This is a genomic window from Calothrix sp. NIES-2098 (genome assembly GCF_963875125.1).
GTDB lineage: Bacteria > Cyanobacteriota > Cyanobacteriia > Cyanobacteriales > Nostocaceae > Aulosira.
Genome location: NZ_CAWNKJ010000001.1, coordinates 2,132,280 through 2,144,929, shown reverse-complemented (window position 1 = coordinate 2,144,929; position 12,650 = coordinate 2,132,280). Strand labels below are relative to the sequence as shown.

At 40.3% G+C, this 12,650-nt stretch carries 13 protein-coding genes; 3 read left to right on the top strand and 10 right to left on the bottom strand.

Going from position 1 to position 12,650, the window contains the following annotated elements:
* Nucleotides 1-89: 89 nt before the first annotated feature.
* Nucleotides 90-554 carry a biotin carboxylase gene (locus tag AACU33_RS08950; RefSeq protein WP_096588182.1) on the bottom strand — a complete coding sequence of 155 codons (465 nt, stop codon included), beginning with the start codon at nt 552-554 and terminating at the stop codon, nt 90-92.
* 264 nt (nt 555-818) lie between these two features.
* On the opposite strand from AACU33_RS08950, the gene AACU33_RS08945 reads away from it, so the two are divergent.
* Both AACU33_RS08945 and AACU33_RS08940 read left to right on the top strand, forming a co-directional pair.
* Nucleotides 819-1,436, top strand: coding sequence for a hypothetical protein (locus tag AACU33_RS08945; protein WP_096588181.1), 618 nt, complete (start codon nt 819-821; stop codon nt 1,434-1,436).
* Between the two features lie 41 nt (nt 1,437-1,477).
* Complete coding sequence (locus AACU33_RS08940; protein ID WP_339375867.1) at nt 1,478-2,431, top strand: alpha/beta fold hydrolase; 954 nt, start codon at nt 1,478-1,480, stop codon at nt 2,429-2,431.
* Nucleotides 2,432-2,433: 2 nt separating this feature from the next.
* Here the strand turns inward: AACU33_RS08940 and AACU33_RS08935 are convergent, their stop codons facing one another.
* The 3 genes from AACU33_RS08935 to ppk1 all read right to left on the bottom strand — a co-directional run bounded on the left by AACU33_RS08935 (nt 2,434) and on the right by ppk1 (nt 7,486).
* On the bottom strand, nt 2,434-4,191 hold the full coding sequence (locus tag AACU33_RS08935; protein ID WP_096588179.1) for a hypothetical protein: 1,758 nt from the start codon (nt 4,189-4,191) through the stop codon (nt 2,434-2,436).
* A 175-nt stretch (nt 4,192-4,366) separates the two neighbouring features.
* Nucleotides 4,367-5,266, bottom strand: coding sequence for a shikimate dehydrogenase (locus tag AACU33_RS08930; protein WP_096588178.1), 900 nt, complete (start codon nt 5,264-5,266; stop codon nt 4,367-4,369).
* Nucleotides 5,267-5,323: 57 nt separating this feature from the next.
* Nucleotides 5,324-7,486: a polyphosphate kinase 1 gene (ppk1, locus tag AACU33_RS08925; protein WP_096588177.1), complete on the bottom strand. Its 2,163-nt coding sequence runs from the start codon at nt 7,484-7,486 to the stop codon at nt 5,324-5,326.
* A 786-nt stretch (nt 7,487-8,272) separates the two neighbouring features.
* Between ppk1 and AACU33_RS08920 the strand changes: the two genes are divergently transcribed.
* Entirely contained in the window at nt 8,273-9,208 is a 936-nt protein-coding gene (locus tag AACU33_RS08920) for an alpha/beta fold hydrolase (RefSeq protein ID WP_096588176.1), read from the top strand.
* 215 nt (nt 9,209-9,423) lie between these two features.
* Here AACU33_RS08920 and AACU33_RS08915 read toward each other — a convergent pair whose 3' ends face one another.
* From AACU33_RS08915 to AACU33_RS08890, 6 genes are read right to left on the bottom strand one after another with little or no spacing between them, the layout of a single operon-like run.
* Nucleotides 9,424-9,690: a hypothetical protein gene (locus tag AACU33_RS08915; RefSeq protein ID WP_096588175.1), complete on the bottom strand. Its 267-nt coding sequence runs from the start codon at nt 9,688-9,690 to the stop codon at nt 9,424-9,426.
* Nucleotides 9,687-10,175, bottom strand: a complete 489-nt coding sequence (locus AACU33_RS08910) for a hypothetical protein (RefSeq protein WP_096588174.1) — start codon at nt 10,173-10,175, stop codon at nt 9,687-9,689. Before AACU33_RS08910 ends, AACU33_RS08915 begins: the two co-directional genes overlap by 4 nt.
* Nucleotides 10,172-10,417: a hypothetical protein gene (locus AACU33_RS08905; RefSeq protein ID WP_096588173.1), complete on the bottom strand. Its 246-nt coding sequence runs from the start codon at nt 10,415-10,417 to the stop codon at nt 10,172-10,174. The genes AACU33_RS08910 and AACU33_RS08905 overlap by 4 nt, the downstream gene beginning before the upstream one ends.
* Nucleotides 10,418-10,419: 2 nt before the next feature.
* Nucleotides 10,420-11,100, bottom strand: coding sequence for a hypothetical protein (locus AACU33_RS08900; protein ID WP_339375866.1), 681 nt, complete (start codon nt 11,098-11,100; stop codon nt 10,420-10,422).
* Nucleotides 11,101-11,129: 29 nt separating this feature from the next.
* Nucleotides 11,130-12,215, bottom strand: coding sequence for a hypothetical protein (locus tag AACU33_RS08895; RefSeq protein WP_339375865.1), 1,086 nt, complete (start codon nt 12,213-12,215; stop codon nt 11,130-11,132).
* Entirely contained in the window at nt 12,215-12,571 is a 357-nt protein-coding gene (locus tag AACU33_RS08890; RefSeq protein ID WP_096588171.1) for a hypothetical protein, read from the bottom strand. Before AACU33_RS08890 ends, AACU33_RS08895 begins: the two co-directional genes overlap by 1 nt.
* Nucleotides 12,572-12,650: the final 79 nt, after the last annotated feature.

The following is a 12,650-nucleotide window of genomic DNA, read 5'->3' as shown; positions in this document are numbered from 1 at the left end:
CTTGTGCAAAGATGGAAATTTAGTTAGGGTGGGAAATTACCACCCTAATATTAATAATTCCAACTGAGAACTAAAATCCACAATTAATATTACTTACGTACCTGACCGCTAAACCCAGCAGCTTTAAACTGCTTCAGCTTCAATGGAGTTGGCTGGTTTGCAGGTACAGAAATCCGCAGTTCAAAATCGCTGATACCTGGTGGGATTTCGGCAATAGAACCTAAACGCGTGCGGTTTTGTAGTACTGGGTCGTTGTTGGCATCATAAATTCGTCCGAAAATATCTGCATCGTAGACGGTTTTATAAGTACCATTTTCAGCTTTCCCTGTCACGATAAAACAATTAGCCGCCCCAGAACCGCTACTAATCACAGCGCCTTGTGCCAGTTCTGGCGGACAATCTTTATAAAAAATATCAAATAGTTTTATTTGTGTCAGGGCTATAGCATCGGGAGTTAAAACCCCTAACCAGACACCGATAAGACAAGAAATAAATATTACCTTTATTGGTTTAAACCTAAAATTCCTAGTAAGTGCAATTAATCGCTTTTGCATAGAGTAATTTGACCTAGCTAACCCTAGCAAATCCAACCAAGATGTGATGCTGCTTTTCTTTTCCATATCTAAAAATAGTGGCAACGAAATCTAAGTAACCTTTATACCGAAGAAAGATATATCACTCACTTCAGCCGCCCTCAGGGCGTTTTTAGCATTGTTTTTATCCTCAGCTTACCTGAATTTCACTACCAAAGATATTGGAGACTTTCATTTAACTTTTGTAATAATTAGGGAAAACAACCCTTAACTTGCTATTAACATATGACTCCGGATGAGATTAAAGCAGCTTTGCAAGCAGCCTTTAAGAGTTGTGATGTAGCCAGCTGTCCTCTCACTGAGATGCAGAAACAGATATTACTGCAAGTGGTAGAGCAAATTCCCGGTAATTCTAACTTTGGGGTGTTAGAGATTGTCAATCCTTTGGATGAGCTGACTCCAGAAGAATTAGCAGCATTTTTGCAGTTCGTGAAGACCAAGGAACAATCCGACGGTAATTGGAAAGCCCAATTCTTTAATGATTGGCTGCACGATTCTGACTCTGGGGAAGTACAATTTATCCGGGAACGCTACGGTTTACAATGGCTCAACCGCCTGCGGTCATATCATTTCGATAAATATGTTTATTTTGAGGATGCACTCAAACTTAGAGTAGGCGATCGCATTGAAATTTCCAATGCTATCTGGGAATGGGTACAAGATGATGGCCCCTGTAAGCGAGAATGGTTTTCTTGCGTGGTGCTACAAGTTGAGGAAAGTGGCAATGGTAATGGCAATAATTCCTGTAGTAATTGCATAGTCCGTTTTAATAACGGTGCTGAATATGAAATTCAAGGAATTTACGAATGGAACCGCTATAATTGGCGCTGGTCTAAGAACTAGTAATAATACATATTTGCGAGATGTTATCATCTATCAACAGTATGATACTGTTGGCTACAACTTGCTATCAGGCGATCGCTTGCTTGATAGAAGATCGTCATCTACCACCAGGCCAGCTGATTGATGTGGGTGGCTATAAGTTGCACCTTTACACGGCGGGAGAATCTGGCCCCACAGTTGTTTTAGAACACAGTTTAGGCGGAATTGAGGGTTATTTACTGCTTCCAGAAATAGCCAAGCTGACACGAGTTTGTATTTACGATCGCGCTGGATACGGTTGGAGCGATCGCAGTCCTCATCCGCGAACGAGTCAGCAGATGGTTGCAGAACTCGATTATCTACTTACACAAGCCAAAATTGAACCTCCTTATATTCTCGTAGGAAATTCCTTCGGTAGTTATAACGTGCGGTTGTATGCACAGCAATTTCCTGAGAAAGTCATGGGGATGGTACTTACCGATGGGCTTCATGAAACGGCTATGTTGAAAATGCCCATCCATTTACAATGCTTGAAACTGTTTTTTCTATCCGGCTTTGTGATGTCCTTTTTAGGCTCAATTCTTGGGATTGTGCGATTGCTAAAAGCGATTGGTGCATTTGAAGTTATCAAGCGCGAGTTAAGAAAATTTCCCAAAGAGACTTTAAAACCAGTTAAGCGTTCTTTCTGTCGTCCTAAACACTGGATGACCATGAGCCAGGAAATTCTCAATCTAGATACTAGCAGCCGTCAAGTTCAGTCAGCGAATAATTTTGGTACATTGCCGATAGTTAGTATCAAAGCCAATACTTTTTTCCATCCTTCTCCTTGGACGATATTTCTACCTATGAGAGCAGCGAATCGTTTAAGAGAACAAATGCACCATGAAATACTGCAATTATCGACAAATTGTATGCAACTTCAAGCCGAACAAAGCGGTCATTTTGTGTGGATCGATCGACCAGAGATGATTTTGACGGCGATTTTGATGATTCTAGAAAACAGCGATCGCAATTAATATTAACAGAGATGCTGCGATGTAGCTTTTGCTGCTGCCCTAACTAACTGATTGCCATCTTTTGCCAGCTGATTGAGGATTTTTTCAGCAGCTTGTGGATTTTGCGCCACAGCTAATCGTTCCAACCAGTAGATAGAAAGGCTTTTTTCCTGTAGAAATTCCTGAGAAATCTCAGGTTGAAGTAAGGTAATAAAGCGAACCCAAAAACACTCGGACTGAGCATAGTAATTGATTACCCTAGCCTTGCTATCGGGATGACGAGATAAAAAATCAGGATTTAGTTTTAAGTACTCTGCTGCATATTCCCCGCAAAGAATATGTTCCACTGCTTCTTTTGATAAACTGGGGTTTAGCATCGCCTTTCGACGCACTTCACTATGTGATTTCTCAACCGCTAGTTCTTCTAAAATCTCAGGCGACAAGTTGATTTTTGAAGCGGTATGCATCCGAACTGTGCCATCTTCGTCTCTAGCTAATTTTTCCAAGGCGCTGATTGGTGTATTCGGGTTTTGAGCGACAGCCTGCCGAACTCTAGAAGAGTCATCATCCGCCAACTGTTCTAAAATGTTCACTGGTGTGTTGGGGTTTTTAGCCACGCATTCACGAACTTGTGAGTTAGCGCTTTTGGAGAATTCTAAAAGCAGTTCGGGCGGTGTATTTGGGTTTTGGCAGACAGTGTGAGGATCTTTTTGTGCTAATTTTTCTAACATATGGGGGGGAGTGTTCGGATTTTTTCTGACTGCTTCAGCAGTATATTCCCCTTGTTTTTCTCCTATTACCTTAGCAGCAACTTGGGCAACTTCCTTGTTTGTATCGTTCGCTAGATTTTGAAGTACAGTTAGGGGTGTGTTAGGATTTTCAGCGACGCCAATACGAACTTTTTCATCTCGATCTTTGCTCAAACTCTCTAAAACATCACTAGGTGTATTGATATTGCGAGCAAGAAAGATTCGAGGTTCTCCTGATTCCTGTTTGTTTGCCAATTCTCGTAAAACCTCTGGGGGAGTATTGAGATTGTGGGCTACTCCATCCCGTGTGTAACCATCAGTATGCTTGGCTAAATGTTTGAGAATAGTAGCAGCGGTAGCAGGAGAATAAGCAATATTCCTACACAAATAATGCTCATATATTGGCTCTCTTACCCAACATTCCACAATAAATTCTGGGATATAGCAAATTTGAGCAGGGACAACAAGATCGTAAGCAAAAACATGGCGATCGCCAGAGATAGCTCCTTGAATTGCTTCTTTAATTTTTTGCTCGTATCCCTCTGTTAATTCACCAGCCAAATTGATATGTAGACGAGCAGATTCCACAATCAGAGAATCGCTGATTTGATTCATCCGATTTAACAGTAATTTTTGATTTTGGGGGTTATTGACTAGCGCTAGTGCTTGTGCTTTGTAATCTGACTTATCTGCTAATTTTTCCAGAATATACACAGGAACATTTTCTAGCCTAAGAATGCTTCGCACGGTAGGCAAAGGAATTTCTCCAACTAGATTGGGATTTTCTAAAAACAGTAATGAAAATACAGGATTATCTAGCAATTCGGATGGAAATTCTGCTCCCAAATCAAACAGCACATCAGTAGGAGTATTGGGATTAGCTACAACCAACTGACGAGTTATTTTGTCGCTAGATAATGCTAGTTTCCGTAATATTTCAGGTTCAGTAGTTAATTCGGCTGCGATTAATTGTAATTCTGTGTCATTTTTTGTCGCATTGGTAATATTATCGGGTGAAGTAGTGTTATCCATCTAGGGAATAAATCATAAATTTAATAATATTTTGTTGAAATATTGTAGTAGTTTCGCTATTTATATTTTGCATAGAACATAATCTTTTCAACTAGATGATTTATATTATTTATGAATAACAAGATACCCGATTCTTTAAGAATTCGGGTATCTGAAATTCAATAATTTTCAGGTTCTAGCCTAAACCCAGGTAATTTTGCAGTGCTTGGCGCATCACTTCTACAGGTACGGTTTCTTGTTGTAACCAGATTTTTAAGGCTGCTGCACCTTGTTGAACTAGCATTTCCAATCCATCGATCGCGATCGCACCGTTTTCTTGAGCGAGTTGGAGAAATTGCGTTGGTTTGGGAATGTATATTAAATCGTAGGCGATGCCTTTGGCAACGTCTCCGACGAACGCACCTGTTGGTAACTCTGCCATTTCCAACGCACTCAAAGGCGATTCACTTACTTTGGGATACATTCCTATAGGAGTTGTATTGACTAGCAAATTTGCTTGGGGAATGAGTTTGGCTAATTTATCCCATGTATGGACTTGCAAATTCGTAGCTAGGGAAGAATTATTCCAACTCTCATAAAATTCTTGTAACCTCTGCCGATCGCGCCCAACAACATGAATCTCGGCAAATCCTAGTTGATGACAACCAGCTACAACTGCTCTCGCTGCACCGCCATTACCTAAAATTACCGCAGCTTTCTGGCTCCAATCTTGCTTATATGTGGTTTGCAAAGGAGCAATAAAGCCTTCGATATCTGTGTTTGTCCCTACCCATTGATTATTTTGGCGAGTAACAGTATTAACTGCGCCGATTGCTTGGGCAATGGGAGTAATTTCTGCTAACAATGGCATAATTGCCTGTTTGTGTGGGATCGTGACGCTAAAGCCCACAACCCCAACAGCCGCAAAACCTGCGATCGCAATTTCTAAATTTTCTGGTGCTATGGGAAAGGGAAGATAAACATAATCTAATCCCAACTTAGCGATCGCCGCATTGTGCATCACTGGTGATAAGGAATGTTCTACCGGATGCCCAATTACCCCTAAAAGTTTAGTTTTGCCTGTAATGTGCAACATACTTTGTCAGCCAGTGAATTCCAGCCTTAGGGCAATTTACCACAATGGTGACATTATTTAGACATCTCTTTTAAACGATTGCCAGATTTCCATCAATATCTTTTGGCTACTGCGTTCTGGTTCATGCTTACGGGGATGACGTTGGATATAGGAACCATCGGATTGCAGATCCCAAGCTTGGCGATTGTCTGCCAGCATAATCTCTAAAATGTCTTGTAAAGTTTGCGAGATTTTGGCATCTTCCACTGGTGTAACAGCTTCTACACGCCTATCTAAGTTGCGTGGCATCCAATCAGCACTACCAATGTACACTTCATTGTGTCCGTTATTGTGGAAGTGAAAAATGCGAGAGTGTTCTAAAAAGCGGCCAATAATGCTGATGACGCGGATATTCTCGCTAATTTCAGGTATTCCCGGACGCAAACAGCACGTACCTCGCACGATGAGGTCAATTTGAACTCCAGATTGCGATGCGGCGTAGAGGCTGGTAATAATTTGCGGATCTACCAGAGAATTCATCTTGGCAATGATTCGGCCTGTTTTCCCGTTTTTACAGTGTTCAATTTCGCGACGAATTAAGGCGATCGTGCGATCGCGCATATTTACAGGTGATACTAGCAGCTTGCGATAACAAGGCTGATGGGCATAACCTGTTAAATAATTAAATAGATCGGTTAAATCTGCACCTAAGTCTTCTCGACAAGTAAAAAGTCCTAAATCCGTGTATAACTTCGCTGTTTTCGGATTGTAATTCCCAGTGCCAATATGAACGTAGCGACGAATCTTTTCTGCTTCTCGACGCACCACTAAGGCAATTTTGGTGTGAGTTTTTAGCCCTATCAAGCCATAGACAACATGAATTCCTGACTTTTCTAATAATTGCGCCCAAGTGATGTTATTTTCTTCATCAAAACGGGCTTTTAATTCTACAAGCACTGTAACTTGCTTACCACTTTCTGCCGCTGCAATCAAAGATTGAAAAATTTCTGAATCTCCAGAACAGCGATACAGTGTCATTTTAATTGCCAGCACATGAGCATCGCACGCCGCTTGAGCGATAAATTCTTCTACAGAGGCGGTAAAAGATTCGTAGGGATGATGTACTAATAAATCATTTTGTTGAATTATCGAGAAAATATTTTCTCTTGCTTCTGCTTTCTTTAATTTAGTTATTTGTTTGGATTGATGAATATCGTGTAATCGAGGTGGAATGATTGGCGTCCAAGGTGGATCTTTCAATTCTATTAATGGCAAAGCCATGAATGACATTAAATCCTTTAAATTTAACAGCCCATCTATTTCATAAATATCACTCTCAGTCAATTCCATTTCTGGACACAGCATTTCTCGCACAGACTGAGGCATTGATGGTTGAATTTCTAAGCGTACTACAGAACCACGAAAATGTCGTTTGCGTAACTCTTGCTGAATTGCTAATAGTAAGTCATCTGCTTCTTCTTTTGCAATTGCTAAATCTGCTTTGCGAGTGAGCCTAAATAGATGATATTCCTGAACAACCATGCCAGGAAATAAGGTTTCTAAATTGTGAGCAACTACCTGTTCTATAGGTACACCCATCCAGTGATTTACTGTGCCATTTTGTGATTCTAAATCTTGAGGTAACTCAATAAATCGTGGCAGAATATCTGGTACTTTGACTTTGGCAAACTTTTGCTTTTCTGTAACTGGATCTTTGACAACTACAGCTAAGTTCAAACTAAGATTAGCCATGCGAGGGAAGGGATGGCTAGGATCTACTGCTAAGGGTGTCAGAACTGGAAAGATCCGCTGTTTAAATAAGTTTTCGAGGTAAGAACGCTGTTCTAAACTGATATCTGTATAATCAAGAAGATGAATCCCCTGAGATGCCATTTCTGAACGCAATACCTTCTCAAAATGGTGATGCTGTTGCATTACCATTGGACGTAATAATTGTGCGATCGCGGTTAATTGTTCTTGTGGAGTCAGTCCATCTGGCGTTCGTTTACTTACCTGCGCTTGAACTTGCTCTTTGAGAACTGCTACACGAATCATGAAATATTCATCTAAATTAGAACTGAAGATAGCAGTAAACTTCAGTCTTTCTAATAAAGGTGTACGCAGATCTAATGCTTCATGCAAAACCCGCCGATTAAATTCCAACCAACTTAACTCTCGATTAAAGTAATATTGCGGGTCATTTAAGTTAATAGTTGTAGTTATCTGTTTAGCTTTGACCATATTAATTTATTCAGAGAAAAATTTTGCAGAAGTATAGATAAAATATCTGCGAATATTAAGCAAGATTCAAATTGCAATTTGATTCATATCAATTAACAAAAACTTTGATACAGATAGAGTTGTCATAGGGGTATGGCATTGCCATGCCTTTACCAACGTATTTGTATTATGATTAACGGGAAATGGTATCAGGTATAGCATTTCCTAGCCTGATGAGATACAAATTTATCTGTGTTCATCTGCGTTTATCCTTTTGTATCACAAATTTGGGAATCGCTATAAGAACTAATTCAAATAAATAACTATTTATTACCTATAACTATTTCCAAAATTCTGATTTATCAAATTAACTAGTATTTAAATAATTTTTGGACTGTATCTCAAGGTATTTTGTACTAATTAATTTTTATATTGTTACCATTAACTAGATTCTTGATATTTAATTAACATAAGGTTAAGTCAAGGTTAAATAAGCTTTAACTTTACATCATTTTTGCTAATGTAAGCTTTTTTACTCAGACAAATTTTAAGGAACAAAAAATAATTTTTGATGCTAATAAAATTGGCATATATAAACTCAAATTTTAGATGAAATACGAACAAAACTAATACTAAATAATAGTTTTTAACTATGTTTATCCAAGATTCAAAAGCAGAAATTCTATGTAGTAAATATTACACTCAATAAAATAAAAACCTGATAGTTAATGTTGGTTTTCACGACCTTCAACCGAACTGGGTACTGGATTACAATTATTAAAAGCTACTTCACACTTCTTTAGAATCATGCAGGCAGTTACAGCCCCCTCTACAACCCCCATTCCCGGACAATACTGGCAGTGGCGAGGGCATAAAGTTTACTATGTACGAGCCGGAGAACAACATCCGCAACGTCCGCCATTATTATTAGTGCATGGGTTTGGTGCTTCCACAGACCATTGGCGCAAGAACATTTCCGGACTCAGCCAAGATTTTCAAGTATTTGCAATTGATTTATTGGGATTTGGACGTTCAGCCAAACCTAAATTGCAATACGGAGGTGATTTGTGGCGCGACCAACTTTACGACTTTATTAATGAAATCATCGGTCAAAAAGCAGTTTTAGTAGGTAACTCCCTTGGTGGCTATGCTTCCTTGTGTGTGGCGGCGCAACGTCCCGATAGTGCAGTTGGGGTAGTTTTACTAAACAGCGCAGGGCCTTTTAACGAGCAGCCAACATCAGAACCCGAAGCTTTGCAAAGCCAAATTCAGCCTCCCAAACAAGAATCGGGATTGCAGAAGTTGCTGGGTGATACTGCGAAGTGGATGTTTCAGCAACCTTTAGCGCAGTTTTTGTTATTTCAATACGTGCGACAACGTTGGGTAATTCGCCAAACTCTAGAAAAAGTTTATTTGGATAAGAGTGCAATTACAGACCAGTTGATAGAAGAAATTTATCGACCAGCTTACGATGCTGGTGCGTTCGATGTATTTGTCTCGGTGTTTAATACTCCCCAAGGAGAAAAAGTGGATGTGCTGCTCAAGCAATTAACTTGTGGTTTATTGTTACTGTGGGGAGAAGCCGACCCTTGGATGAATGCTAGAGAACGTTCCCAAAAGTTTCGTCAATATTATCCGCAGCTGCAAGAACATTTTTTAATGGCGGGTCATTGCCCCCACGATGAAATACCAGATCGAGTAAACTCTCTTTTGAAAGATTGGGTGTTATTTATTAGCCAGTAATAAGCTGTTACGCATTTAAGTTGCATAGTGACTCATCAGGATTGTCCAGAGTCAAAGGTCAAAAGTCGAAGTTGATCCTTGACTCTTGACAACCCGAACAAGATGTAGGTGCAATTTAGATGTGCATTAACTTACTAATTCCTGACGTTCAACTCCATAGAAAGCTGTGGGGTTGTTAAATCGCCGCACACTCATTAGAGTGAATCCCCAGAGAGTTAATCTGGCTGCTTGACGTGACGCATGATCCAAATCTTGACCTCAAGTAAATTGCGGTCAATGACTTCTAGCTTTCCTTCTATTTCATCAAATCCGTGAGCAATCCCATCGGAGATGTTTTGTTGATTGTTCCGAAGATGGTTAAAATCCCTTTCAGCAGATAGCTTGCGCTTCTCGGAATTGCCATAGGTCACAAAAAGCCAGATGACATTGCCCCCGATAGCCAACAGCAAGGCTATCAAGGGAATTGAGTTTTGTATATTCATAGCGCGTCAACCTTGGCCTCAAGCCTGGGAAGGTCTACATTTTTGATTTGGTTAACCGAGTCCTCGATTGAATCGGTATCGGTTCCCGTGTAACGCCACACAATCACATGGGCATCTTCAAACCAGTCAGGAACTTTAATAAAAATGCTGTAATCAACAGATATGGGCTGCAAAAGTAGCAGATTTATCTTGTCTAAAAATAGAGCATATCGCCTGTTAAAACTGGCATCCTGGGAACCACCAAAAACAATTCCTGTGCTGACTTGTTGACGGAGATTACCTGCAAATTTCCACTCTCTACCTTCGGGGACATTAGTAGAAACTGAAACAGCTAGGACAAAAACATCTAACAATACAGCAATAGATATTTCAGGAATGGGGATTATTTTATAACCACCCCCAATGAGAGGTAACTGTACTGCTGAAACGCTTTCGTTATGAATTACTTCCCAGTTTGCAGAATTTCCAAGCTGCAACTGCCTCATAAATAAAGTTCAACTGTGATTGTTTGGTTAAAAGCTAATTCTTCAACCGGACGAACAAAGGCAATTGGGTCTATCCCAAAGTGGTCTAGGGTATCAAAGTAAGTTCCTGTATCTAACTTGCCAGATAGCCAGTTAGCAGAAGCTTGATTGATGGTAATCATGCCGTCGATGTCTTGCAAGTCGCCGACTGATACCATCAACAGATCGCGGCGATCGTCAGGTAAATACAGGATGTTACTCATGATTAAACAATTTCGGGAGTAAATGAAAGGCGATTACCTTCTGTTTCCAGAAGAGTTACCAAAGCGGCAGTGGCAGCAATAGCCGTAACAGCCGTTGCATAAGTCTCAGAACCATCAGTGCTTTGTCCAAAAGGAGATGAAATACTCTTATTGGCGTAGCGCTTGTACTGAATATCAGTAACCCTAGATTTGTTGTCAGCAACAGCAGCACCTCTAATTACCAGGGATGCCTTAGCTGGTTTGAATCCCTTCAAGCCGTCCATTTTGACGCCGCCAGTTGGAACGGTAAAATTAGCGGCGCGAGTTCTATCATCCGCCGCTACAGCTGTTCGCAAAGTAGAAATAATTGAAGTGGTCATGACCCCATTAGATGTTTGTCCAGCATCATCAATGAGTCGGACTGGCAAAAAGACTCTTCCATTAAAGGTAAATGATTCCACATATCCTTTAACTGTTTTGAGATTAACTTTAGTCCCGGTCGCTGTTTTCTGTCCGGCGTATAAGGACTGTTTAGCATCGCGTGACAAATCTTCCCATGCACGTAACTTGGTAAGAGCAGCGTTCAACTCTACACCACGACGAATGTCTGAATATTTTCCCATCTGGTTTTGATTTATTTGATTTTGTAAAATCTTCAAACCCAAGCTAGCACTGGTTTTTAAGAAGAATTGAACCAGTGACAAGTTAACTTGTCGAAAAAGAATTGGAACGATCAAGGAGTGGTGACGCTCTCAATTACGCTTCTGAGGCGTCCGTTCACAGCTACCAAGTTCACTGGTTTAACCTGTCCGGGAATAATCAGTTGTGCGTGGGTAAATTTCACGTCAGCCGTGGGTCTTTGCCTAAATTTTTTGACTGTCCTGCCATAGACGCGATGCGTGCCAGGATTAGTGGGAAATTCTTTAGTATTTTCGATAAATTGGAAATTATCATCGTTATAAGTTTTATCTAATATTTTTAAAACTGATTGAACTGTTGATTGTCCTTCAGTTTTAGAAGCACATAATAGACGCAAATCATAACCATTTTCTAAATCCAAATAGGTGCATTTGTACTTGCCTTTCTTCCAAATTAATGGAGGAGTTGCAAATTCTGCTTTTATCTCACGTGCATATTCCTCAGCATCAGTTCGTGATATTGTATCGGCTGTTCTATTCATAATACGGAAGCCAATTTCACCGCGTACTTGCTCTGTCCCATCACCATGTTTTTCAAAATCATATGGTTCCTTGAAATAGAGTTTTATTTGTGGCTTGAATTTGGCATCCCGTTGAAATTCTTGCACGGGAATACCGTAAATAGGAGTTTGCAGACTTTGAGCGTGACCTACTGTAATTTCAAAGAGCCATAACCGTAGTTGGGTCATGGCTACAGTATCAGCATCATCTATGAGACAAGCTTGTTTTAATGCTGGTTTGGGGCTGGAGATATCGCCATCAGGTTGATTTTTAAAATACGCTCTTACTAGCTTATTGTGGTAAAGCCTGAGCATATCTTGCAGGTGTTCCCAGTGGTTAAAATCTGGAGGTAATGCTCCATTTACGCAGTCATATTTTTGCACGGGTGCAGGCGTACAAGAATTTCCGTAGTTAGTTGCATATTCACTAGGAATTTCGTAGCCAGCAGTGGTTACATCTATCCATGTGGCCGATCTTTCGCCAATGCCAGTATTAGATCCGTTAATTATTAAAATTACGCCGCAAGAACCGGAAATAGTGCCGACAGTATCGGCTGAAATATAGCCATGCCCTTTAACGCCGTCACAATTCTCGAATAGAAGTAGCCAACATTTAGCCATTAGTAATCACCTGGATTTAGGGTAGAACCGTCATCTAATTTGGCAAGGTTAATTGTCAGTTGACGAACGGTGTATGGGTCGTTGTCTGTACCTCTGGTTGTAAAGCTAGAAAAGCCAGTGCTGACATAAATTGACTGGTCAATGTTGGAATCAAACGCTGTTTGAGTGAGGTATGTTTGACCGTTAATAAGTACAGCTACAAAATGCCCCTCACCACTTGCAGTTGTCGGGGTTGTCAATCCGGCTGCTATTAATGCTGTGTCGGGTATAAATAAACCTGCGCTTGGTGCTGATGCGCCACTGGCTAGTCTGGTTGCACCTGTCCCAAAAATTTGAGCGATGGTTGGTTCTGCCATAAAACCGGATTTTTATTGAAGTGAATAAATCCGTTTTATTGGCAATTCAAAATTAAGTAAATATTCCACTTTTATGTAG

Bases quoted from the DNA above. Each gene is read 5' to 3' on its own strand.
- AACU33_RS08950 (WP_096588182.1), bottom strand. From the start codon at position 554: ATGCAAAAGCGATTAATTGCACTTACTAGGAATTTTAGGTTTAAACCA.
- AACU33_RS08945 (WP_096588181.1), top strand. From the start codon at position 819: ATGACTCCGGATGAGATTAAAGCAGCTTTGCAAGCAGCCTTTAAGAGT.
- AACU33_RS08940 (WP_339375867.1), top strand. From the start codon at position 1,478: ATGATACTGTTGGCTACAACTTGCTATCAGGCGATCGCTTGCTTGATA.
- AACU33_RS08935 (WP_096588179.1), bottom strand. From the start codon at position 4,191: ATGGATAACACTACTTCACCCGATAATATTACCAATGCGACAAAAAAT.
- AACU33_RS08930 (WP_096588178.1), bottom strand. From the start codon at position 5,266: ATGTTGCACATTACAGGCAAAACTAAACTTTTAGGGGTAATTGGGCAT.
- ppk1 (WP_096588177.1), bottom strand. From the start codon at position 7,486: ATGGTCAAAGCTAAACAGATAACTACAACTATTAACTTAAATGACCCG.
- AACU33_RS08920 (WP_096588176.1), top strand. From the start codon at position 8,273: ATGCAGGCAGTTACAGCCCCCTCTACAACCCCCATTCCCGGACAATAC.
- AACU33_RS08915 (WP_096588175.1), bottom strand. From the start codon at position 9,690: ATGAATATACAAAACTCAATTCCCTTGATAGCCTTGCTGTTGGCTATC.
- AACU33_RS08910 (WP_096588174.1), bottom strand. From the start codon at position 10,175: ATGAGGCAGTTGCAGCTTGGAAATTCTGCAAACTGGGAAGTAATTCAT.
- AACU33_RS08905 (WP_096588173.1), bottom strand. From the start codon at position 10,417: ATGAGTAACATCCTGTATTTACCTGACGATCGCCGCGATCTGTTGATG.
- AACU33_RS08895 (WP_339375865.1), bottom strand. From the start codon at position 12,215: ATGGCTAAATGTTGGCTACTTCTATTCGAGAATTGTGACGGCGTTAAA.
- AACU33_RS08890 (WP_096588171.1), bottom strand. From the start codon at position 12,571: ATGGCAGAACCAACCATCGCTCAAATTTTTGGGACAGGTGCAACCAGA.